Consider the following 22,549-nt stretch of genomic DNA (forward strand, 5'->3'; position numbering starts at 1 on the left):
AAGGGTGGATTAATAATGTCTTTTTATCAAGAGATAACCCCGTTCTATGATCAAATATTTCCGACTAATGATCAAACCTTACGCTTTTTATCTATCTGCTTCAAAGGAAAAAGGAATTTATTAGATGTTGGTGCTGGTACAGGTAATATGGCATTTTCACTTGCCAACAGTGGTTTTATGGTAACTGCGATTGAACCTGAGGAAACAATGATCGAGGAAATTCATAAAAAGGTAGTAAAAAGCTCTAATCATTTTCAAGTAGATTCAAAAAGCATGCTTCAGCTAGATGAATTAACAAGCACCTTTGATGGAATATACTGCATTGGAAATACGCTTGCTCATCTAACTAATCTTGAGGAAATATCACAATTCTTCCGTCAGTCCTATCAAAAACTAGAAACAGATGGAATCTTTATTATACAAATGGTCAATTTCAAAAAAGTACTTACGAATAACTTATTTTCATTTCCTATAATTGAAAATAATCATTTTTCATTTGAAAGAAAATATGACTTAGATGGTGAGAAGATTCAATTCACAACTTCCTTAAAGGTCAAGGATTTGGAAGAACCAATTACCAATACAATTCCTTTATTTCCAGCAACAGCCGAGCAAATAATCCCCATTCTCCAGAGCATAGGGTTTCGAGAAATCACAAGCTACGGCAAATTTGACTTCACCCCCTATACCCATGATTCACCCGCTTTAATAATTGTTTCCAAAAAATGACAGGTGCCAGGCACCTGTCATTTTTTTACTTATTAAATTTTTCAGGGAACTGTTTAACGATGCCATCAGTTAGAAAATCTCCTAAATGAATTAAGTGAGTTTCATTCAGATCGGCAGCACGAATGTCACCTTCCCAGTCTTCATTAAGTCGGTCAGTTACTTCATCAATGGTTAATTTTAAATGTGTTTGAAACATATCTGTGAGCACTTTCCTTGACCAATTTGGATTTGCGGTTGATAAAAAATCTACAATAATATCTGCATTTCGAAACCATTCTTTATTATATTTATCTACATTCGCCTTATCATTTTTTTTAGCTGCTTCTACGAGATGGCCTGCAATTAAGATATGTTCTTTTAATAACTCAGTCAGCTTATTCCCTGCTGCTTCTCCGTAAAACGGCTTAATTTCATTACCTATTTCCACCTGATTTTTTAATAGGCGATCCAGAACATGCTTCTTATCCTCAAGTCCCGCAAGGCTACTAACGATAAAGCTTCTTGTCCACCAAGCATGTTCAATCCATAGCTCCTGCATCCTATATTTTAATGAAATAATGGAAGCATTGATACAAGGATCTGCTTGCCTAGTAGGAGCCTTACCCTCCGTTAATGCAGCTGCAGATACATGAAAATTTGCAAAGGAAAATACCATAAATAATGAAATCAACACTCGAAACAATAGTAGCAGCTCCTTTATATGGTTTTTCTATATATTATCCAAATCTTTTCGTATCTTATGCTACTTATGTGATAAAAAAATGCGATACCTCCTAAAAATAGAAGTATCGCATATATAAATAAAAGCTGATTTATTAATGGTTTTTTTTCGTAATGATTGCGAGGCCAATAGCAAGTAAAGGCAAAAATAGAAAGAAAGTAAAATAACCTTCTTGGCTGGCTAGTGTAAGGGCAGGTATGATGAATGTTATTCCACTTGTCAGGAATGCCTTCCATGACTTTTTAAACAAGCCAATCAAAAAGGAGATCCCTGAAGCGATGATTAATCCCCAATAGAAGGCGCCAACAAGTAGAAATCCTAGATCTGACCAGATTGTTCCGACCATAAAGAATCCCATATGAATCCATCCCTTTTTATTCCTATTTATCAAGTATCTTTCTTAGTAAGGAATAGAGTTAAGTTCGAAAGATTCCTACATTTATAATATACATCAAGGTTTCAAAATGTGTCCTAAAGTTTATAAAATAAGCTATATAATCTTTTATTACAACACCCAATTTATTAATAGTTCAATTAACCTCTAATGAAATGACCTAGAGTATTTCAATTCAAGTTTATTTCAATCTATTCCTTAACAACTTCTCCCTCCCAGCTCTGAATTCCACCTTCCACGTTAATTATCTGTCGATAGCCCGATTCCTTTAAAATTTCTGCAGCCTGCATGCTCCTATTTCCACTTCGGCAAATTAACACGATTTCTGCATCCTTTGATAATTTGGCATTACCAGCTTCTATAGTGCTTAAAGGGACATTAACCATTCCCTCAATATGTCCTGATTCAAATTCTGATGGTTCTCTTACATCTATAAAGATTATTTTATTCTGATTATTATCATCATCTAATTTATCTCCTAATTCATCAGTAGAAATATTCTTAATGCCACCGTTTCCAACTAAATTAAAGCCAACAATTCCGATAACTACTAAAAATGCCAACAATACAATCCATTTCGTCCTTCCCATTCCTGTTTCCCCCTTTAAAGCTTTTGAATATACCTGATAGGGTATTTTATCATATGTTATCATATCTTTTTTCATATCACTATTGTTTTGTACTCATTAAAAATTTTAAAGGATAGAATTTAAGTGTATGGCCTAATAATAATTGCATGAGAAGTAACAATATTTATTGTATCATCTCACCTATTAAATCAAATCATAAATCAATTCTTCCATTTAGTATATAAATTTAAAGATGAGAAAAAATGAAATAGAAGCATTTAGGGGAGTTGAATACAGTGACATTCGTTCGATTAGGATATGTAGCTATGAGTACTCATTTAAAAAATTGTTCTCCCTCACAAACGATGACCTATGCCCATTTCGAACAATTAAGTGATAGAGAAGCCGCTATCAGGAAACTAGAACGAATTGCCCTATCCAATTTGGAGAACTGTCTCAGGCTGCTCAAGCATAACTTAGCTCATGATATTCATTTTTTTCGTTTAAGTTCGAGACTAATTCCTTTAGCTACTCATGAGGAGTTAGAGGATTGGAATTACATGAAACCTCTAAAGGAGAAATTCAGTGAAATTGGTGAATTTGCAAGGAAGAATGATGTTAGATTGGATTTTCATCCCGATCACTTCGTTGTGTTAAATTCACCAAAGAAGGAAATTTTAAAAACTTCAGTACATACGTTACAATACCATCTAAAAATGCTAAAAGGAATGAACATAAATCCAATTCATCGATGTGTATTGCATGTAGGAGGAAAATACGAAGGTAAGGAAATGGCTTTAGAGCAGTTTGTTCATAACTGGGGATATATTCCAACCACTATTCAAAAAATGATTATGCTAGAAAATGATGATAAATCTTTTGATCTTATTGATACCTTATATTTATGTGAGAAATTAGGAATACCTTTCGTTTTCGATTATCATCATCATCTAGCAAATTTTTCAGAAGAAGATTGGCTTACCTATTGGCCACGTATCGTCCAAACCTGGTCCCAATCTCCTTTGCCAATAAAAATGCACCTATCTAGCCCAAAAAGCGAAAAAAGATTCCGGGACCATGCAGATTATGTTGATTTGGATATGTTTCTAAAGTTCCTCAACGGAATCAAAGGTAGTATTCCACAGATTGACTGTATGATTGAGGCAAAACAAAAAGATGATACCTTATTCAAACTAATAGATGAATTAAGGGACCATCCTGAAATCATTATGATAGATCAATCAAGTTTTCATATTAAATAATCTTGAGTATCCAAAACAACATTTTTAGCTGTCCGGATACATTTTCTTTAAAAAGCTTATAGATTGTCGGATTAATTCTTTTAGCACATCAACATCCATGTCATCTATATTATAAATATAATAATTGGGAAACATGATATTTATAACTTTTTCCACAACATTTAAGTGATTCTCTATAAATCCTTAGACACATCATCCTTAGATTTGGTCCGTGATGGAAGAATTAGCTGTTCACCCTTTTCATAGGCGGATAGTAATTTCGTTGTTAAGCTTAGCTTAGGAACTACTTTATATACAATCATCGCAGCAATAATACTAATAATTGCCCCTACAAGCACATCTGCTGGATAATGAACTCCAACCCAAATACGTGAAATCCCTACAAGAACTGCCAATACTCCCCATAAAAACCCCCAGCCTCTTTTAAACAACCAAAAGGTTATACAAAAGGAGAAAAATAAGATGGTGTGGTCACTTGGAAAAGAATTATCGACTGCCTTTTCTATTAACTGATTCACATTGCCAAGCTCTGCAAATGGTTGATTGTTCGAATGTAGTTTTCCAGCAATCTTTCCAATTATTTCAGCCATAACAAAGGTAACCCCAGCACAAATAATCATGATCCGATTGTTTTTATTTCGTGTAAACCAATAAATTATTACTGATAATGCTAGGAAAAATACCATGTATTCAGCAATAAACACCATGGCAGGATTTAACTCTGAGTACTGCTTTCCTAGATTATTAATCATTCTAAACCATTGAATATTTATATCTAACAAATTCATCTTCCTCTCAGTTCCCTCATAAATAAGACTCAAGCAAAAAGATCTGTTGAACTCTTATTTTATTTAGACTTCTTTTCCTTTAAATCAAAATATGCTTTAAAAACCTCATCAGCGATTTCTAAGTTAACATGTGTTTTATCTGTAGTTGACCAAGGTACGACTACAGATAATGCAATTTCTGGATTGTCATACGGTGCATAGCCAGCAAAGGTGACATTCCAAAGCATTGGATGTCCACCTAGAGGACCATCGTATAATGCTTGGGCTGTTCCTGTTTTACCAGCAATTTTTAATTGTTTATTCTTAATCGATCCATATCCAGTTCCTTGAGGATCGTTGACAACTAATTCCAATCCCGTCTTCACCCGCTCAATCCATTCAGCCTTCATATCCACTCTGTTTAATACCTTTGGTTTTATTTCTTGAACCACAGGGCCCAACTCATTGGATTGGTTATTGGACTCTCGTATTTCTTTTGCAAGATGGGGCTGAATTCGATAACCTCCGTTGGCAATCGTTGACATATATTGGGCTAGCTGTAATGGTGTATAGGTGTCATATTGTCCAATCCCAAAGTCCAATACTTTACCTGCATCCTCTGGAATTTGACCTGGTCCATAACCAGATTGCTCCCCTGGTAAATCGATACCTGTCTTCACACCTAAACCAAATTGAGCAAAATTATTTCTTAATTTGTTTATCGCTGCCACTTTATCAATTGTGAGCGGACCATTTGGTACATAGGTTTGTTGACCACCGATTTTCATTGCAGTTAAGAACATGTAAACGTTCGATGATCGTTTTAATGCGTACAAATCATCAATTGAACCGAAACCGACCGTATTCCAGGATTTTTTCACTTGGGTCCCTTTAAATTTTAATGGTTGGTCATATAGGCTAGCTCCTGGGAAGATGGCCCCTGTATTATACCCTGTTAAGACTGTTGCTGCTTTAACAGCTGACCCCATGGAATAAGAGGTGATCATATTCCCTAATGCAAAATCTGCTGCAACGGTTTTATTTTTTTCCTCATCCTTCATATACTGCTTACCAGCCATTGCAAGGATCTCTCCTGTATTAGGATTAATGACTGTAACTAATGCTCTGTCCATATACGGTTGACCCATTCTAGCATTTCCTAGTTTTTCTTCAATAATCTTCTCTACCTTTTGTTGAAATTCAACATCAACGGTTAAGATTAAGTCATTCCCACTTTTCCCTTTTCTCACAACGCTTGAACCAACGACATTGCCTGATTTATCGGCAACGTTCTTAACAATCTCTTTCTGACCTTGTAATACATCTTCATATTGCCACTCTATATAGCTTTTACCAACACGATCATTCCGGCTATAGCCTCTTGCTTCATAATATTCCAGCGTTTCCTGTGGTAAGCCCTCTTTCGTACTTGTAACCTTACCTAAGATTGAGCTTAATGTTTTATTTCCTTCCTTATCTTCATAGGCATTGTATCGATCCCAGTCTGTGGTAGCATCCACTCCAGGAAGGATACTTAAATTTTCACTAACAAGGGCAAATTCTTTATCAGTTACATTCTTATTTTTAATAATTTGTGGAGATAATGCTCTGGCTGAGGCCATCTCACGAAAAATAGCCAAAACCTCAAGCTCTTTTTTTGAAAAAGAGTTCAGTTCTTCCTCTGTAATTCTTTCTCTAGTTAGATCGTATATTTCCTCGTTATAATCGTCCTGATCCAGGTCTTTTTTCTTAATTCTTGCTTCATCCTCTTTCGTAATTTTCGCCTTTGCTTTATTAGGATGATTGATAATCCAAAAATCTTGGCGGTCTCTTTCTGTAATAGCTTTAAAATCCTCCTCCGAGTCTTTTTTAATCATGGAGGCAAGTTTTCGGGCAACTTCAAGCATTTCATCTTGCTTTACAGCATTAGGCCGAGTATAAGTGATGGCTTTTAAAGTCTTGTTTCCGACAATTAATTTTCCGTTCGTGTCGAAAATTTTTCCTCTTGGCATTGATAGATTAATTGGAACAATCTCTTTTTGATTGATTTCACGTTCGTAGTCTTTCCCATAAACAATCTGGATAATTCCTAATCGGATAATCAACATTGAAAACAGAAGAAAGACAACCAAAAAGAGTATATTTATTCTAAATGGAAGAGATGTTTTTTTCTTTTGTTTTTTCCCCAATTTGTACATTCCCTCCTATAAATCTCGCTTTTATTTAAGTGAGCTTCTAACTTTTTCTAAGATTATATATATCTATTACATTAATGTAACATTTTCTATTATACAAGGAAGATGATATAGTGTCTTGTAGTGCAGTATATTTTTCAGGATTTTTTCGAAGGTAAATTTTGTTGTGGAATTGAAAATGAAAAAAACCTCCTATTAAAAGGAGGCCCTTTAGATTCTACTATAAAATTATCGTGCAGTATAGCCACCGTCAATCATTAATGTGCTACCAGTAACAAAATCATTTTCACATAAGAAGACGATTCCATGAGCAATTTCTTCTGGTTCACCAAGTCGACCAACTGGATGTCTTGCAACTAATCCTTCATAAAAATCACCTAATGCTTCCTTGTTAACCATTCCAGACTCAACATAACCTGGGCAAACAGCATTCACGCGAATATTATTTGCAGCATATTCAAGCGCAAGAGATTTTGTTAGGATATTAACTGCCCCTTTACTTGCATTATAAGCAAATGCTCCAGCTTCACCTACATGCCCAAGAATCGAACTAGTATTGACAATAGATCCTCCACCTGTTTTTAACATTTCACGAATAGCATATTTAGCTCCGAAGAAAACACCATTTTGGTTAATTGAAATAACCTTATTATAATCTTCAAATGATAAATCATGAGTTTGTGCTAGCACCCCTATACCAGCATTATTAACCATGATATCGACTCTACCATAATGTTTTACAGTTTCAGCAACTAAGTTTTCAACAGACTTTTCATCTGCAGCGTTTACTTCTATAAATATTGCGTCTGCACCATTTTCTTTAAGTTCCTTTTCAACCGTTTTTCCGCCATCTACATTATAGTCTGCAAGTACAACCTTAACCCCTTTTTCAATAAATGCCTTTGCAGTAGCTAAACCAATTCCTGAAGCAGCTCCTGTTACGATTGCGATTTTGCCATTTAAATTTATCATGATATTTCCCTCCTGAAGTATTTTGAAGATTAACAATGTTATAATTGTAACCGTATTCAAATTATAAACCTTTAATACTATTAATTCAATTATTTTTATTATCAAAGAATAATAATTTCATTTTTTATTTTTGATTAATTTATTGCACATAAACTCACTTCCAGAAAGGAAATATTGTGTTTCATAATAATAAAAATAAGCGAAACCCCCGATTGCCCTTAGGGATGTCACCTATTTATCATTCCAAACAATATTTCAAGAAATTCCTTAAATTACTATAAAAATTATTCAATTATACTTAATATTATTTTTTATTTTAATATCATCAATGACATAATCATCCATTGGATTAAAAGGATAAAATGTTTTTGGTAGTCTTTTATATGGTAAGTGAATAAGATTTACACCTGCAGCACCTGGGGTATCAGTCTCATAGATTTGGTCTGTGAGTAGACTATAGGCTGCACGAAAAGAAGTACATGCCTTTACAATCACTAGTTGATAAAAGGTAGGCTCTATTCCAAAAGCCCGATACAATTGGGGATCCCCATTTCCAAATATATGATGACAAACAAGAATGTCAATATTCCCAACTTGGAGAACGGCAGATGGACCAATGTTATTGACTAAGCCTCGTCCTGAAGGTCCTTCCTGTGTAAAAATCCCGTCATGTATGGATTTGATATAAGCTTCCACTTGGATAGGTTTATTCAGCTCTGGATACCGAGTACCACCTATAGAAAATAACGCTTTCTTACCCACCCCTAGCTGATGTGCCTGAATTGCGGCTTGGACATCAACCACTACAAATGCAGTTTTTACTTCCTTTTCTCTCTTTATTAATCTCCTTATTACTTCAACACTATCGCCAGTCGCCCCTGCATTGGAGGAATCTGCTGAGTCTACGAGAATGACAGGCTTATCATCTTTATTATTAGACGCAAAATCAATCACTTCGTCTATTGAAAATAAATTAGGGATAAATTCTTTGCGCAAGTGAAATAATTTATTAGCTAAATCTAACGCATACTTTCTAGCCGTAGTATCATCCTTCGCAATAACGATAACAGACGAGCCACCTTCTTCCACATCAAGCCATGGTTGCATCAGATAGATTGAAAAATCTATAATCCTCTCGAATCTTTGTAGTAATTTTGCCTCATTCATTAAGTTTGAAAATGGACCAGACATTGTCGTGTACGTACTTGCTGGGACAATCATCGGTAGCCTTACTTGGGCCATCACGGGCTTCTCGGGATCAAGAAGACATGAAAGCCCTAATTTCGCGGCTCTATATCCCGTTTCGAAATGATCTAGATGCGGATAAGTCTGATATCCACAAATGATATTGGCATGTTCCATCATTTTTGAAGTGATATTGGCATGGAGGTCAGTCGAAACAGAAATCACAGCATTTTCCCCTATCAAATGACGTAAGCTTTCTATTATATAACCTGAGCAATCATCATATTTTGTCGTTTGAGTTGCACCGTGAAGGGATAGGAACACTCCATCTATTGGTTTATTTTCTTGAATTATTTTCTTAACCTTTTCAAGAAAGTGTTCCACTATCGAATGCTCAATTGGGCCCCCACTCATGGTAAACATTGAATATCCAGGAACCGCTTCAACACCTCTTTCATCGATCGCTTTCAGAATTCCAGCCACTGCACATGGCTTATCTTGTAAATTATCTCTTATTTCATTCCCTTCTAAAATGCGACCCATTTGAAAATACTCCATGGTACAAGGAAGTGGGTTAAAGCTATTTGTCTCCTGGTGGAATTCTGAAACAACTATTTTCATCTTGATCCCTCTTTTTCAGATTTCTCTTTAGGCCAATAGGTTTTTCTATCGTAATACACTGATCCGCTTCTTCAAAGTTTTAAGGTTTGATCTACTAGTTTAAGTCCAATGTAATGACTTCAACGCCATTCTTTATTAAATGACTGACTAAGTTTGCAGGTGAATTTTTATCCGTAATGAGGACATCTACTTCCTCTAGCTCTGCCGTCTTATAAATAGCAATGATATTCATTTTTGAATAATCTGCTAAAGCAAAGCTTCTTTTTGAGTGTTTAATCATGATTCTTCGAAATTCCGCTTCACCTAAATGGTAATCCGTGTAACCACTTTCTATCGCCAATCCTCCAACACCAATGAAGGCTTTATCTATAAAAATATCATTCATGCTTTTGGTGCTGATTGGACCAGATAATGATAGCTCCTCTCCCCTTAGTTCACCACCACTAAGAATGACCTTTATTTCGGGGGAATGAGCAAATTCCAAAGCTACAAGCAATGAATTGGTTATTACCGTTAAGTTTTTCCTTGACTTTAATTTTTTCGCAAGGATTAACGTGGTTGTACCAATATCAAGAAAAATGGCATCTCCATCCTCAACGAATTCGGCCGCTTTCTCTGCAATAAGTTCCTTTTCAATCACACTTGTGCTCTCTCTTTTCGAATAGGATGGCTCGATATTTGTTCTATTAAGTATGGCACCACCATGTACTTTTTTGATAAATCCTGCTTTTTCAAGCTCTGACAGGTCTCTGCGAACCGTTTGTTTGGTTACCCCTAAGCTTTCTGAAAGCTCTGAAATTCTGACTGTATTATTTTCTTCTAATTGCTCCAATATTTGTTTATGACGCTCTTCCTGCAACATGATATCACCTAAAACTTGTTTTTTTAAATTATACTATAACTGGAACTTCTTAGCAGGTTTGATATAGAAATCGATTCCTTTTAAGCGTGCAGAAACAATGCTTGAACATTCTCAGCAAATTCTTCAGCCGATTTTTCTACAGTCCCCTTCATTAGGATGTCACCTAAAGAAGCTAGTCTTCCTGTCATTTGTAAATCCATCAAATATATGACCTTTACTTTCTTTTCCTCCACCTCTTCCAATCGAATTTTCATCTTTGCTTTAAACAACCCGGCAAGTTTGAAGGGTTTTCCAATCATTTCCACATTTAGTTCTTCACCTTCAATCGCGTCCTTTAAAACACCGTTTGCCAGAAATTGAATCTTCATAAACCTCGTTTTTACCTCCATATTTGCTTCATATTCATTTTCACTAATCACCTTCATATCCCTACACCCTGGAACGCAACTAGCTAATTTTTCTACATCCATAAAAATCGACCAAACACTTGATTTATCAGCTTGGATCATAAATGAATCTGTTGCCTTCAATAAAATAGCCTCCTAATTTTTTCACCTACTAATATTTCTTTTAGTAGATTATTAGTTTGATTTAAAGAATAATAAAAGGTTTCTGCATGATTCGTACATGTTCCAAATGCGAAGACACCACTAACATTGGTTCTTCCATATTCATCAATCATAATAAAGTGATTTGGGTCTCGTTTAATGTTCGTACCTTTTAAATAGAATGTACAAGGGATCCTCCCTTCACTAAAAATCAATGTATCACATGAATAATTGTGAAGGTCCCCCGTCTCTGAATCCTGTATTTCTACCTCATTTAAACGGGAATTCCCCTTAATATTTTTAATGGTATAATGCTCGGCAGGTACCCTCTGTACAATGCAGCCTTTTTCTTCTAGTATATTGGCGACTGCCTTTGAAATCTTGCCATTTTCAACTACCAAACATTTGAATCCCGGCAGTCTATTCCTTTCTATTAACCCCAATGCCATTAAAGGAGTCATAACACCCGCAGGACGTGAACCTGCAATTTGATGAGCCTCTCGAGGTTTCTCAAGAGAGCCAGTGCAGAAAAATACTCTTTTGGCTTCCACTTCTTTTGTACCGGTTGGTGTCTGAATACTGATTTGATGATTTTCACCGTTCTCTCCTGCAAAAAATCCTATCACAGTCGATTGAGGCCAAAATTCATACGGGAGGTTTAATGATTCCTTGAGGATTTCCCTTTCCGCTTGGAACTCTTCCCTTTCAAAAAGGCTTGATCCAAATCCCCCCTTCCTTTTTTCATAATCTACAATTAGAACATTATTAATTTTTAAATCATGAGTAATAATGGCAGTTTTTAATCCAGTTAAACCTGCTCCTACGATGACTAGTTCGTAATACATGTATTCCCCTCCCCTCTTAAAGTGATATAAGAATTTTGCAATCCTTTTAAAGGAGGCTCGGTGTTTTTTCCATATTCATCAAGTAGATCGATGATTTTGGGAATGCAGCAATTTCCCTGACATTCCCCAAGAGTAGCCCCTGTGCGTCTTTTAATGCCATCAATGGTCTTAGGTGGGATTGGTCCATTTAATGAGTCTCTTATTTCTCCCCTTGAAATCGAGCGACATAGGCAAACGATCTCACCGATATCCCCTTCTTGTGAATCTTGGAATAGATTTGGGATTTCATTAATGACATTCACTTTTTCGACTAGCTCCAAGCCTGCTAATTCAAGCTGTTCTGCAACCATTTCAGCGATTCCTGGTGAAGATGAAAGACCAGTTGAGCGTATTCCAGCTGCATGAACCATTCGCTTGTTAAGATGGGATGATCGAATGACGAAGTCCCCTTCACTACATACGGCCCTAACCCCAGCAAATTGACGAATCGTATCAAAGTTTCTAATGTTAGGAATAAGCTTTTCACAACCTTCTAAAACTAGATCCATTCCTTCTCTAGTGGTCGAACGATCTTCCTTGTCTTCTTGATCCTCTGCAGTCGGCCCTAATAGAAATCCTCCAAAGGCGACTGGAGAAATCAGTGTTCCTTTAGATTTTGCGGTTGGAACCGGGAGAATGACTTGTGAGATTTCAATTGTTTCTTCCGTTAACATAAATTGACCTTTTCTTGGTGTAATCAAAAAACTTTGGTCTCCTATGAATCTAGCGATTTGATCCGAATAAAGCCCAGCTGCATTCACAACATATTTTGTTAGAATCTCTTCTCCATTTTCCAAAATTACCTTTAAACCTTCATTTTGCTCTTCAATACCTACAACACCATTACCCAAAAGAACCTTGGCTCCATTTAATACCGCAAGTTCAGCATTGGAACGAGTGGCTGTAAAAGGATCACATATCGCTTCATCTGGTATGATTAATCCACCAATTGCATTTTTAGTAACCGCTGGATTGACCTCTAATAGTTCTTCTTTTTCCACCCATTCCACTTCAACTCCATTTGCTTTTGCGTTAGGAATGTATTTTTTTTCGATGATTTCTTTTTCCTCTGCATTTGTTGCAACCATCACTGCACCACATGAAATAAAAGGTATTTTCAAATCCTCTACAAGTTTTGGCCAGAGAGTTCTTGAACGTTTCAAGCATTCTGCTTCTATCGTTCCCGGAGGTGCATCAAATCCTGTGTGAATGATTCCGCTATTTGCCTTACTTGACCCTTCACACATATCTGGTTGTTTTTCAACCAACATAACATCAAGCTCATAAAACGCTAATTTTCTTAGGATTGATGTACCAACAATACCACCACCAATCACAACAACATCTTTTACGCTTGCTTGCATATTGGATAGCTCCTTTTCTTTTTCTCTTTTGTTTCCTTTTGTTTCTTTTTGTAACATTATTATCCAATTAATACCCATTTATGTCAATATAAATGTTAAAAAATTTAATAATTTCATACATCCCCTTGTTTTAATAGGCTTTTATCTCCAAATCAATATATTCACAAAAGAAAAAATACAACAAAACGAAACAAAATATAACATTTTCCATCAACCTATTACAATACCTATACCAAAAAAGCAGGTGCTGTAACTTTATCAGTTACAGCACCTGCTCAATGATTTTGTTTTATTGTTTTTTTAAGGAATACCTTCCTCCGGATATTTCTTGTTTGCCACTAATATTAATATTTGAGATTTCACACATAAAGGGTTTCTGGCCACGTTTGATCATCTCTTTTTCGAGCAATCCATCCCCTATCGGTTCACAAAAATTCACTTCAATTCCACCAACATCTAGCTGATAGCCTATGGCGTTCCAATTCTCAATCTTAAAAGATATCATTTTTTCGATGTCCAATAAAGATCCCCATTCATCAGCAATAGTTTTGCTATCTTGAACAGCAAAATAAATAGCTTTTACTTTCGCAAGGCCCACTTTGTGCTCGGTTAGTGGCTGAATTTGGGCTCGACGTTCTGCATCTTCTTCCCCCCACTGTATAAAAAATGGATACCTACATTCATGTGGAGCCTGAGCAAGAAACAGCATCGACCATTCGATAAGGGAGCCATCCTCTCTCCTTCGACATCCTGGAACAGGTCCAATCACCTCTTGTCCCTTTTCTTTCAATCTGGTTGCTAGTAGGTTGATTTCATTTGTCCGAAAGGCAACCTGAGTGAAGCCTTCTCCTAGTTGTTCATCTTCAACTATTTGCTTGATGAGGGGATTTTCTGAATTTTTAGCAATATCAATGTTGTCTATACCAATCCATTCTAAATAACAACCATTTGAAAAATAGCAAAGACTGTTATAGGTTCCCCAATTTAGGTGTCTTCCTCCTTTTACCGTGGAAAAACCTAAATTGGAGAATGACTTCTGCATAAACTCTGGGTCTTTGACATAATGGACAATATGATCGAGTTCAAGATTCACCGATTACTCCCCTCCAAAAAGCACGAAATTCATTTGAATGACCATATCCAAACGTGAATGGAATAAGGCCCATACTCTTTGCAATAATACTAAAATAGCAAAATATCGCATAAGAGAGACAATTCTTTTGCTAGGTCCATAGTTATTCAGATTAACGGAAACATATCAGATTGCATATATCGATTGCTAATAATATTCCGATGATGAAGCTCATGTCCAGCTATAATATAGGCAATGGCACGAGCTGTCACTAGAGAGTTGTTTGCTGTTCCTTCTCTTAACCATGCTTTAGGCTCTAATCGTTTAAGCAATTGAAGAGTTGCCTTACGCACAACTGCAAAATCTTCTCGTAATTCTTGAATGGTATACCGATTAAAATCAGCGTTTTGAACATAAGTATTTTCGTTGAAGCCTGGAAGCGACACGGTTTCACCTCGAGCAATACAAAGAAGGCGGTATGCCATAATCCGTTCTGTGTCTATCACGTGACCGACAACTTCTTTTATACTCCATTTGTCTTCAGCATATTTAAATAATGCTTGTTCTTCAGAAAACTTATTAAGGAATTGGTTCATTTCCTCCGAATGCTGTTGTAGAATTTGAATAATATCCCCATCCGGGATTGAGTTTATATATTTTGAAAAGTATGCTGAGTATTCATGTTCTTCTGGTCTTCCCATCTCCATCACTCCTTTATTCTCTTGAAAGATTTTCAATTATCGATTCACATGGTTTTTTAGTAAAATAAAAGTAAATTATGATGATCGGTTTTTAACATGCTGGTTGCTATCCATCTTATATGTCAAAATTACTCTAATAAAATCACGGGGATAATTAAAATGATGCACAACTCTCTTCAAATATACAACAAATTATTTAACTCTTATGGTCCGCAAGGCTGGTGGCCAGCGGAGACACCTTTAGAAATGATGATTGGAGCGATCTTAGTTCAAAATACAAACTGGCGAAATGTTGATAAAGCCCTATCCAATCTAAAGCCCTATTTAAATGCCGAGTCGATTGAAAAATTATCAACCCAGGATCTTGCAGAGCTTATTCGACCAAGCGGCTACTATAATATGAAAGCACATCGAATTAAGTCCTACCTAGAATGGTTCAAAATGTATGACTACAATATCGATTTAGTAAAAAAAATAGAGAAACAACAATTACGTAGCAAACTATTAAACATTCATGGAATCGGTCATGAAACGGCAGATGTGATCTTACTTTATGCTTTTGATAAACCCATTTTTGTCGTAGATGCTTATGCTCGTAGAATTTTTTATCGTCTCGGGTATGATATGCCTAAATCATATGATGCATTTAGAAATCAAGTGGAAAAGAAATTTCCAATGAACCTTAAGCTCTATAATGAATTTCATGCGCTTCTCGTTGAGCATGCCAAAAGGTATTGCAAAACCAATCCCGTCTGCCCAGAGTGTCCCCTACTTGAAATATGTATGAGGAGATACGATTAGAAAGGTCACTGCAAATTTGTTATTATTTGTTAATTTTTATTGTACCCAAAGGTCCCTCTCGAAAGCAATGCATCCTACCAGAAATTCTCTCTAAATATGATTTTTTCATCTGGAGTAAACATAGGATGATATTCTAGGAGCGTAAATTTATAGTTTTCCTTTGCGTAGTCATGGCCTTTATCATTCATTAGCTTAACAAGTTCTTTATTACCACCGTGTCCATTTGATATATATTGCTCCCATCTCGACCATATACCTGATTCACCATATGCGGAGCCAACATATTTTTTTCCTGTCTTTTTGTCAAAAATAACATAGACTCCCTTCACATTTTCCAATGCTGTTTTCCAATCCTGCATTTGTTTCACGTTCCGCTAATTAATCCATTTGATAGGAATTCCGAGCTATTTTCGAACAATAACGGAACCTCTGTCCGTAAGCTACCTTTTTGGAGCTGTTTTTGTGATTTAGCGGATCCTGTGTCCGTTCCTGTGAGCTTAGGTTGCCCCAAATTTGATAAACCGACACTGGTTCCGTTGTTTAAAATTTCCATTTGGGATTTTCCCAAAAATCCACAGTTTTAACGGCTGTGGTGTAACAGGCTTTAATACTCTCTTATCATTAAATAAAGAGCGAGTATTTTCAACTCGCTCCACTTTCTTACTTATTAACCATTTCTTTATCACATTCAAACGGCCAGGATGGTAATGGCTGCTCAAGAGGCTTATCATCTCGATATCCAAGCACATACTCTGCCTGCATTATCGTATGAATTTCACGCGTTCCCTCATAGATAACTGGTGCTTTGGAATTACGCAAATAACGTTCAACTGGGTATTCACTTGAATAACCATATGCCCCATGAACTTGAACTGCGTCATCTGCCGCTTTATTGGCAAAATCACAGGCCATCCATTTGGCTAAAGAAGTTTCTCTTGTATTTCTTTTTCCTTGATTCTTCAATTCCCCTGCTCGATAAACTAGTAGTCTACTTGTTTGTAAACCTGCCTCCATTCGAGCAATCATTTGTTGAACAAGCTGGTGTTTACCAATTTCTTTACCAAAGGTTTTACGTTCATGGCAGTATTTCACGCTAGCCTCTAAACAAGCCATGGTCAATCCAACAGCGCCTGCTGCAACCGTAAATCGACCGTTATCAAGGGCTGCCATAGCGATTTTAAAGCCTTCCCCTTCACGACCGAGAAGATTTTCCTTAGGTACCCGTACATGGTCAAAAAATAATTCCCCGGTATTTCCTGCACGTATTCCATGTTTTCCTTTAATTGCCCGCGATGAAAATCCTGTCATTGTTCGTTCGACAATAAAAGCCGAAATTCCATGATGTCTTTTTTCTTTATCTGTATATGCGAACACAAGAAAATGATCGGCGTAGTCACATAAAGAAATCCATGTTTTAGAACCGTTTAATATATAATCATCACCATCTAGTACAGCTGTTGTTGATAGGGAGGCAACATCAGAGCCCGCCCCTGGCTCCGTCAAACCAAACGCACCAACCTTCTCTCCCCTTGCTTGTGGAACAAGGTATTTTTGTTTTTGCTCCTCCGTTCCAAATTGCAGCAAAGTTAAGCTATTGAGCCCTGTATGTACGGAAACGGCTGTACGAAAGGCCGTATCTCCCCTTTCAAGTTCTTCACATACAATGGCTAAGGAATTATAATCCATTCCACTGCCACCATACTTTTCTGGTATACAAACTCCCATTAAATTTAATTCCGCCAATCTTTTTAATATACCCGCATGAAAGTAGGCTTGATCATCCCATTCCCTAATATTAGGCATAATCTCCTTATCTACGAAACTTCTAACCATTTTCCTCAACATTACTTGTTCTTCTGTTAATTCAAAATTCATGTGCTTTCCTCCCTAAATTTTTTTAACATTTGATTGAAGAAAACTCCCTTTTGCAAAAGTCCAGAAAATAATCTGTAACTACACAAAAAGGAGTCATTTAAATCTGATTTATTCATGTTTTTTGATTTTTATTACACTGGGTAAACACCATGTTTTCGTTCTGAGAAGACTACATATTTAGACAGATAGACTTCTAAACGTGCTGCAAGCTCTTCTCTAAGTCGATTGGGTTCGACGATATCGTCTATGATTAATTCAGAAGCAAGCCTATAAATATCAATATCTTTCTGGTATTCCTCGCGCTTTTCCATAATAAATGCAGTTCTTTCCTCATCACGTAATGCAGCTATTTTATTTGCATATACAGCATTGACTGCTGCTTCTGGTCCCATAACTGCAATGGCAGCAGATGGAAGAGCTATACAACAATCCGGTTCAAAAGCTGGACCTGCCATTGCATATAGACCGGCACCATAGGCCTTACGGACAATGACCGTCATTTTTGGAACGGTTGCTTCACTCATCGCCGAAATCATTTTGGCACCATGACGAATGATTCCTGCTTTTTCAACATTTGTACCAATCATGAAACCTGGGACATCAGCAAGGAATAATAGTGGGATATGATAAGCATCACAAAGATTAATAAACTTTGCGGCTTTATCTGCACTATCATGGAATAATACCCCGCCTTTGACTCTTGGCTGATTCGCAATGATTCCTATAGGTTGTCCCTCAATCCTCGCAAGGCACGTGATTAATTCAGGCGCAAAAAGCTTTTTAATTTCACACATAGAGCCTTCATCAACTAGACGGTCGATAAGCTGGTACATATCAAATGGGGCATTTTGATTTTTCGGTATTAATTCCTCAATTGTCTTTTCACAAGCTGCTGGAGCTTTTGGTTCTTTTTTTGCAGGTTTTTCCGAATAATTGTTAGGAAAATAGGTTAAATATTTGCGGGCATATTGAATCGCTTCTTCTTCACTTTTTACTAGTACATCTCCGCATCCAGAAACGGAGCAATGCATTTTTGCACCACCCATTTGTTCAAGGGTAACCTTTTCACCTATCACCATTTCAGCCATTCTAGGTGAACCAAGATACATGGATGCATTGCCCTCAACCATGACAACAATATCACAGAACGCAGGAATATAGGCACCACCTGCAGCTGATGGACCAAACAATAAACAAATTTGTGGAACTTTGCCGGATAATTTGACCTGATTGTAAAAAATACGACCAGCTCCACGACGGCCAGGGAACATTTCCAACTGATCCGTAATTCGGGCACCTGCTGAATCGACAAGATAAATCATTGGACAGCGCAGCTTTTCTGCAGTCTCCTGTATTCGGATAATCTTCTCAACCGTTAATTTCCCCCAGGATCCAGCCTTGACAGTAGAGTCATTTGCCATTACACATACGGTTTGCCCATGTATTTTTCCAATCCCTGTAATCACACCATCTGCAGGGAGTTCACCGACCAAAACATTGGCAAATGCTCCATCTTCTGTCTCTAGACCATTGTCAAATAAAAGGCTTAGTCTTTCACGTACAAATAGTTTCCCTTGTTCTTGATTCTTTTGATGATATTTCTCGTGACCACCCTTTAAAATGGAACTCTTTTTGATTTCGTATTCTGATTGTACTTCTGTTTCTTTCATCCTTTTCCTCCTTCTCAAGGTGCCTGACACCATATCCCCTTATTTGCCTTTGTATTGTGGGGGGCGTTTTTCTGCAAAAGCAAGCAAGCCTTCTAGTCTATCCTTAGTTGGGATTAATGCGTTGTAGGCAAGTTCCTCGATTTTCAACCCGGTTGCAAGGTCCACTTCCACTCCCTTGTTGATGGCAGCCTTTGCTTGAACTAAAGCAAGTGGCGCATTTTTAGCTATGGCAATTGCGAGTTCTAGAGCTTTATCCAATAATTCCTCTCTTGGAACTACATATTCTAGGATTCCAATCCCTTCTGCTTCACTGGCAGACAGGCGTTTTGCCGTAAAGATGAGTTCCTTCGCTCTTCCACGTCCAATTAGACGAGGAAGCCGTTGAGTTCCTCCAGCCCCTGGAATAATACCTAGGGATGCTTCGGTTAAACCAAACTTTGCTTCCATTGCACCGATTCTTAAGTCACAAGCAAGTGCAAGCTCGAGACCTCCTCCGAATGCAACCCCATTCATTGCAGCAATGACAGGCTGTGGCAAGGCCTCAACTTCTGATACAGTCGTACCAATCAAACGGACTATTTGCTTAACTTCATCGTCATCCATTTCCTTACGTTCCTTTAAATCGGCCCCTGCACAAAAGGCTTTATCACCCGAACCAGTCAAGATAACAACCCGAACCGTGGAATCATTTTTAATCGTATTGAAACAATCATTTAGGTCAGTAAGCATTTGACGCGAGAAAGCATTTGCAGCCTCAGGGCGATTGAGCGTAATAATGGCAATCCCGTCATTCCCCTTTTCGACTAACACCGTTTTCCAACTTTGATTGTTCATGAGATTCGCTCCTTCCCTTCATTTCGCAAAATCTCCATCTGACGGCTATTTAGTGGTTTTCCAAGAATCCCCTCAAGTAGTTGTGCTGACTTTAATAGTCTACCTAGGTCCACTCCAGTTTCTATTCCCATCTCGTGGAGTAAATAGAGAAGGTCATCGGTAGCCACATTTCCTGATGCCCCTTTGGCATATGGGCATCCCCCTAAACCTCCTACAGCACTGTCAAAAATCGTAATTCCCATTTCTAATGCTTTTACCACATTGGCTAATGCTGTACCTCTTGTATCATGAAAATGAAGAGCTAGTTTACTAGATTCATAATGTGGAAGGAGTTCCTCAAGCAAACGTTCGACCTGATTAGGAACACCGACACCAATCGTTTCACCTAAGGAGACTTCATCAACTCCCATGGAAAACAAATGATCGACAACCTCCCTTACTTGCTGAGGTGCTACAGGACCATCGATTGGACAGGCGATTACCGTTGACACGTAACCTCTTACACTCTTTCCCGCCATCTTTGCTTCCTGTACTACCTCTTGAAGAACTAGATAGGTTTCGCTAATAGTTTTATTGATATTGGCCATATTATGACCTTCACTAGCAGACATAAAGACACTGACTTCATCGACATTAGCCTCTAATGCTCGGTCCAGCCCTTTTAAATTTGGCACTAGGGCTGCATAGGTCACCCCATTTTTTCTCGTAATACCTTTTAGCACATCAGATGCATCACTGAGTTGTGGGATCCATTTCGGATGGACAAAGGAGCTAACCTCTATATAGGACAAGCCAGTCTCTGATAATGAGTTAATCATGGAGATTTTATCTTCGGTTGAAAGTATTTGCTTCTCATTTTGAAGGCCGTCTCTCGGTCCTACTTCTCTTATCATCACTTGTTTTGGTAGTTTCAAAGATTTAACCTCCTACTCAACCTCAATGACAATGTCGTTATCGTTTACAAAATCCCCCTCTTGAACGTGAATCTTCACTATGGTCCCTTCTACCTCAACATTTACTGGTATTTCCATTTTCATTGATTCAAGGATAATAACCTCCTGACCGGCTGTTACCTTTTCCCCCTCTTTAACCAATACCTTCCATACACTTCCAGCCATTCCTGCTTCCACTTTTGTCATTTTCCTATCCCCTTTTCTTTGTTTATGTTAAGCTCGGTACGTAAAATTGATTGACGAATTGTGTCGTCGTATATCCTGATATAAATTGCTCATGACTCACTGTTTGAATGAGCATTGGAATATTTGTTTTAATACCTTCCACTTTGTACTCTTCTAATGCCTGCTTTATTCTTTCACATGCAATGGCTCTTGTCTCTCCCCATGCAATCAATTTTCCAATCATCGGATCATAAAAAGGAGTCACTTGAGAGCCACTTTCTACTGCACATTCGTTTCGAATACCTTCTCCTTCTGGCAAGACAAATTCAGAAATTTTACCAGGAGATGGAAAGAACGTTTTAGGATCTTCTGCATAGATTCTTACCTCAATGGCATGACCATTTCGTTTAACATCCTCTAGAGAAATAGAAAGTATTTCTCCTGAGGCAACCTTCAATTGCTCCTCTACTAAATCAAGTCCTGTAATTTCTTCAGTCACAGGGTGTTCCACCTGTAATCTAGTGTTCATCTCAAGGAAATAAAAATTTTGCTCACGATCTACGAGAAACTCAATAGTTCCTACATTTGTGTAGCCAATATGCTTGGCAGCTCTTACCGCAGCATCAAGCAATTTAGCGCGGGTTTCTTCACTTATAAAAGGTGATGGGGCTTCTTCCACTACCTTTTGATTGCGACGTTGAATGGAGCATTCTCTTTCCCATAAGGGGATCACATTGCCATGGGTATCTGCTAGTATTTGAACCTCAATATGATGTGGCTCCTCCACATACTTTTCGAGAAACATAGCCCCATCCCCAAAGAATGACTCTGCCCGTTTTTTGTTACCGGAAAAGGCCTTGACGAGCTCCTCCTCGGAATGAACGAGCTGCATTCCAATTCCGCCCCCACCTGCTGATGCCTTTAGCATGAGCGGATAACCAATTTCCTTTGCAGCCATTCTTGCTTCCTCTTCGCTTTCAAGTGGAGTATTAATTCCTTCAATAATTGGAACTCCAGCCTCCTTCATTGTTTTCCGAGCCTCAATCTTGCTGCCCATGGAAGCTATGATTTCCGGAGAGGGGCCAATAAATACGATTTCTTCTGCAGCGCACCTTTTCGCAAATTCTGCGTTTTCTGATAATAGACCATATCCAGGGTGTATGGCTTGTGCTCTACTTGCTTTAGCCACACGTATGATTTCATCAATATTTAAATAGCTTTGATTAACCGGGGGCTTACCAACGCAATAGGCTTCGTTAGCTTCCCGAACAAACTTGGAATCCCTATCTGCTTCTGAATATATTGCAACCGTGTCAATCCCAAGTCTTTTACAGGTTCGAATAACCCTTAAAGCAATTTCTCCACGATTAGCAATCAGTACCTTTGGAAACAAAAACACCGCCCC

24 protein-coding genes are annotated in these 22,549 nt (G+C 37.6%); 3 read left to right on the forward strand and 21 right to left on the reverse strand.

Annotated elements, in window-relative coordinates; genetic code table 11:
- The first annotated feature begins 15 nt into the window (after positions 1-15).
- Complete coding sequence (locus BQ6100_RS08245; protein ID WP_075981220.1) at positions 16-729, forward strand: class I SAM-dependent methyltransferase; 714 nt, start codon at positions 16-18, stop codon at positions 727-729.
- 25 nt (positions 730-754) lie between these two features.
- On the opposite strand, the gene BQ6100_RS08250 is transcribed toward BQ6100_RS08245, so the two are convergent.
- The 3 genes from BQ6100_RS08250 to BQ6100_RS08260 form a co-directional block, all read right to left on the reverse strand.
- Positions 755-1,402 (reverse strand): glycosyltransferase, encoded by a 648-nt coding sequence (locus BQ6100_RS08250; RefSeq protein WP_235816579.1) that lies wholly within the window; start codon positions 1,400-1,402, stop codon positions 755-757.
- Positions 1,403-1,544: 142 nt separating this feature from the next.
- Positions 1,545-1,808, reverse strand: coding sequence for a hypothetical protein (locus tag BQ6100_RS08255; RefSeq protein ID WP_084780284.1), 264 nt, complete (start codon positions 1,806-1,808; stop codon positions 1,545-1,547).
- Between the two features lie 227 nt (positions 1,809-2,035).
- Entirely contained in the window at positions 2,036-2,434 is a 399-nt protein-coding gene (locus BQ6100_RS08260) for a rhodanese-like domain-containing protein (RefSeq protein WP_075981221.1), read from the reverse strand.
- 275 nt (positions 2,435-2,709) lie between these two features.
- Here BQ6100_RS08260 and uvsE point away from each other — a divergent pair, with 275 nt between their 5' ends.
- Complete coding sequence (uvsE, locus tag BQ6100_RS08265; RefSeq protein ID WP_075981222.1) at positions 2,710-3,675, forward strand: UV DNA damage repair endonuclease UvsE; 966 nt, start codon at positions 2,710-2,712, stop codon at positions 3,673-3,675.
- Positions 3,676-3,848: 173 nt separating this feature from the next.
- Here uvsE and BQ6100_RS08270 read toward each other — a convergent pair whose 3' ends face one another.
- The 10 genes from BQ6100_RS08270 to BQ6100_RS08315 form a co-directional block, all read right to left on the reverse strand.
- A complete protein-coding gene (locus tag BQ6100_RS08270) occupies positions 3,849-4,463 on the reverse strand; it encodes an undecaprenyl-diphosphatase (RefSeq protein WP_075981223.1) in 615 nt (204 codons plus the stop codon).
- 59 nt (positions 4,464-4,522) lie between these two features.
- Positions 4,523-6,640, reverse strand: coding sequence for a peptidoglycan D,D-transpeptidase FtsI family protein (locus BQ6100_RS08275; RefSeq protein ID WP_075981224.1), 2,118 nt, complete (start codon positions 6,638-6,640; stop codon positions 4,523-4,525).
- Positions 6,641-6,865: 225 nt separating this feature from the next.
- Positions 6,866-7,609, reverse strand: a complete 744-nt coding sequence (locus BQ6100_RS08280; RefSeq protein ID WP_084780286.1) for an SDR family NAD(P)-dependent oxidoreductase — start codon at positions 7,607-7,609, stop codon at positions 6,866-6,868.
- A 288-nt stretch (positions 7,610-7,897) separates the two neighbouring features.
- Positions 7,898-9,415 carry a M81 family metallopeptidase gene (locus BQ6100_RS08285; RefSeq protein WP_075981225.1) on the reverse strand — a complete coding sequence of 506 codons (1,518 nt, stop codon included), beginning with the start codon at positions 9,413-9,415 and terminating at the stop codon, positions 7,898-7,900.
- 94 nt (positions 9,416-9,509) lie between these two features.
- Positions 9,510-10,277 carry a DeoR/GlpR family DNA-binding transcription regulator gene (locus tag BQ6100_RS08290; RefSeq protein WP_075981226.1) on the reverse strand — a complete coding sequence of 256 codons (768 nt, stop codon included), beginning with the start codon at positions 10,275-10,277 and terminating at the stop codon, positions 9,510-9,512.
- An 80-nt stretch (positions 10,278-10,357) separates the two neighbouring features.
- Entirely contained in the window at positions 10,358-10,807 is a 450-nt protein-coding gene (locus tag BQ6100_RS08295; RefSeq protein ID WP_075981227.1) for a CoxG family protein, read from the reverse strand.
- Complete coding sequence (locus tag BQ6100_RS08300; RefSeq protein ID WP_075981228.1) at positions 10,804-11,670, reverse strand: FAD-dependent oxidoreductase; 867 nt, start codon at positions 11,668-11,670, stop codon at positions 10,804-10,806. Before BQ6100_RS08300 ends, BQ6100_RS08295 begins: the two co-directional genes overlap by 4 nt.
- Positions 11,655-13,130, reverse strand: a complete 1,476-nt coding sequence (locus BQ6100_RS08305) for an NAD(P)/FAD-dependent oxidoreductase (RefSeq protein WP_235816505.1) — start codon at positions 13,128-13,130, stop codon at positions 11,655-11,657. Before BQ6100_RS08305 ends, BQ6100_RS08300 begins: the two co-directional genes overlap by 16 nt.
- Before the next feature lie 232 nt (positions 13,131-13,362).
- Positions 13,363-14,166, reverse strand: a complete 804-nt coding sequence (locus BQ6100_RS08310; RefSeq protein WP_084780288.1) for a VOC family protein — start codon at positions 14,164-14,166, stop codon at positions 13,363-13,365.
- Between the two features lie 146 nt (positions 14,167-14,312).
- Complete coding sequence (locus tag BQ6100_RS08315) at positions 14,313-14,846, reverse strand: DinB family protein (protein WP_390622403.1); 534 nt, start codon at positions 14,844-14,846, stop codon at positions 14,313-14,315.
- A 159-nt stretch (positions 14,847-15,005) separates the two neighbouring features.
- Between BQ6100_RS08315 and BQ6100_RS08320 the strand changes: the two genes are divergently transcribed.
- On the forward strand, positions 15,006-15,647 hold the full coding sequence (locus tag BQ6100_RS08320) for an endonuclease III domain-containing protein (protein ID WP_075981229.1): 642 nt from the start codon (positions 15,006-15,008) through the stop codon (positions 15,645-15,647).
- 74 nt (positions 15,648-15,721) lie between these two features.
- On the opposite strand, the gene BQ6100_RS08325 is transcribed toward BQ6100_RS08320, so the two are convergent.
- The 8 genes from BQ6100_RS08325 to BQ6100_RS08360 form a co-directional block, all read right to left on the reverse strand.
- Positions 15,722-16,006, reverse strand: coding sequence for a GIY-YIG nuclease family protein (locus BQ6100_RS08325; RefSeq protein WP_141770140.1), 285 nt, complete (start codon positions 16,004-16,006; stop codon positions 15,722-15,724).
- A 5-nt stretch (positions 16,007-16,011) separates the two neighbouring features.
- Complete coding sequence (locus tag BQ6100_RS08330) at positions 16,012-16,200, reverse strand: hypothetical protein (protein WP_075981231.1); 189 nt, start codon at positions 16,198-16,200, stop codon at positions 16,012-16,014.
- Positions 16,201-16,307: 107 nt separating this feature from the next.
- On the reverse strand, positions 16,308-17,522 hold the full coding sequence (locus BQ6100_RS08335) for an acyl-CoA dehydrogenase family protein (RefSeq protein ID WP_075981232.1): 1,215 nt from the start codon (positions 17,520-17,522) through the stop codon (positions 16,308-16,310).
- Between the two features lie 131 nt (positions 17,523-17,653).
- Positions 17,654-19,192 carry an acyl-CoA carboxylase subunit beta gene (locus BQ6100_RS08340; RefSeq protein WP_075981233.1) on the reverse strand — a complete coding sequence of 513 codons (1,539 nt, stop codon included), beginning with the start codon at positions 19,190-19,192 and terminating at the stop codon, positions 17,654-17,656.
- Between the two features lie 39 nt (positions 19,193-19,231).
- Positions 19,232-20,026 carry an enoyl-CoA hydratase gene (locus BQ6100_RS08345; RefSeq protein ID WP_075981234.1) on the reverse strand — a complete coding sequence of 265 codons (795 nt, stop codon included), beginning with the start codon at positions 20,024-20,026 and terminating at the stop codon, positions 19,232-19,234.
- Positions 20,023-20,940 carry a hydroxymethylglutaryl-CoA lyase gene (locus tag BQ6100_RS08350; protein ID WP_075981235.1) on the reverse strand — a complete coding sequence of 306 codons (918 nt, stop codon included), beginning with the start codon at positions 20,938-20,940 and terminating at the stop codon, positions 20,023-20,025. The genes BQ6100_RS08345 and BQ6100_RS08350 overlap by 4 nt, the downstream gene beginning before the upstream one ends.
- A gap of 12 nt (positions 20,941-20,952) precedes the next feature.
- On the reverse strand, positions 20,953-21,165 hold the full coding sequence (locus BQ6100_RS08355; RefSeq protein ID WP_075981236.1) for an acetyl-CoA carboxylase biotin carboxyl carrier protein subunit: 213 nt from the start codon (positions 21,163-21,165) through the stop codon (positions 20,953-20,955).
- Between the two features lie 22 nt (positions 21,166-21,187).
- A complete protein-coding gene (locus BQ6100_RS08360; protein WP_075981237.1) occupies positions 21,188-22,537 on the reverse strand; it encodes an acetyl-CoA carboxylase biotin carboxylase subunit in 1,350 nt (449 codons plus the stop codon).
- Positions 22,538-22,549: the final 12 nt, after the last annotated feature.

Origin of the sequence: Bacillus massilinigeriensis, assembly GCF_900117315.1 — a bacterium.
In the GTDB taxonomy this organism is placed as follows: domain Bacteria; phylum Bacillota; class Bacilli; order Bacillales; family Cytobacillaceae; genus Bacillus_BE; species Bacillus_BE massilionigeriensis.

Excerpts from the sequence above, each read along its gene's own strand:
- BQ6100_RS08245 (WP_075981220.1), top strand. The coding sequence starts at position 16 with ATGTCTTTTTATCAAGAGATAACCCCGTTCTATGATCAAATATTTCCG.
- BQ6100_RS08255 (WP_084780284.1), bottom strand. The coding sequence starts at position 1,808 with ATGGGATTCTTTATGGTCGGAACAATCTGGTCAGATCTAGGATTTCTA.
- BQ6100_RS08260 (WP_075981221.1), bottom strand. The coding sequence starts at position 2,434 with ATGGGAAGGACGAAATGGATTGTATTGTTGGCATTTTTAGTAGTTATC.
- BQ6100_RS08270 (WP_075981223.1), bottom strand. The coding sequence starts at position 4,463 with ATGAATTTGTTAGATATAAATATTCAATGGTTTAGAATGATTAATAAT.
- BQ6100_RS08275 (WP_075981224.1), bottom strand. The coding sequence starts at position 6,640 with ATGTACAAATTGGGGAAAAAACAAAAGAAAAAAACATCTCTTCCATTT.
- BQ6100_RS08280 (WP_084780286.1), bottom strand. The coding sequence starts at position 7,609 with ATGATAAATTTAAATGGCAAAATCGCAATCGTAACAGGAGCTGCTTCA.
- BQ6100_RS08285 (WP_075981225.1), bottom strand. The coding sequence starts at position 9,415 with ATGAAAATAGTTGTTTCAGAATTCCACCAGGAGACAAATAGCTTTAAC.
- BQ6100_RS08290 (WP_075981226.1), bottom strand. The coding sequence starts at position 10,277 with ATGTTGCAGGAAGAGCGTCATAAACAAATATTGGAGCAATTAGAAGAA.
- BQ6100_RS08300 (WP_075981228.1), bottom strand. The coding sequence starts at position 11,670 with ATGTATTACGAACTAGTCATCGTAGGAGCAGGTTTAACTGGATTAAAA.
- BQ6100_RS08305 (WP_235816505.1), bottom strand. The coding sequence starts at position 13,130 with ATGTTACAAAAAGAAACAAAAGGAAACAAAAGAGAAAAAGAAAAGGAG.
- BQ6100_RS08315 (WP_390622403.1), bottom strand. The coding sequence starts at position 14,846 with ATGGGAAGACCAGAAGAACATGAATACTCAGCATACTTTTCAAAATAT.
- BQ6100_RS08320 (WP_075981229.1), top strand. The coding sequence starts at position 15,006 with ATGATGCACAACTCTCTTCAAATATACAACAAATTATTTAACTCTTAT.
- BQ6100_RS08325 (WP_141770140.1), bottom strand. The coding sequence starts at position 16,006 with ATGCAGGATTGGAAAACAGCATTGGAAAATGTGAAGGGAGTCTATGTT.
- BQ6100_RS08330 (WP_075981231.1), bottom strand. The coding sequence starts at position 16,200 with ATGGAAATTTTAAACAACGGAACCAGTGTCGGTTTATCAAATTTGGGG.
- BQ6100_RS08335 (WP_075981232.1), bottom strand. The coding sequence starts at position 17,522 with ATGAATTTTGAATTAACAGAAGAACAAGTAATGTTGAGGAAAATGGTT.
- BQ6100_RS08340 (WP_075981233.1), bottom strand. The coding sequence starts at position 19,192 with ATGAAAGAAACAGAAGTACAATCAGAATACGAAATCAAAAAGAGTTCC.
- BQ6100_RS08345 (WP_075981234.1), bottom strand. The coding sequence starts at position 20,026 with ATGAACAATCAAAGTTGGAAAACGGTGTTAGTCGAAAAGGGGAATGAC.
- BQ6100_RS08355 (WP_075981236.1), bottom strand. The coding sequence starts at position 21,165 with ATGACAAAAGTGGAAGCAGGAATGGCTGGAAGTGTATGGAAGGTATTG.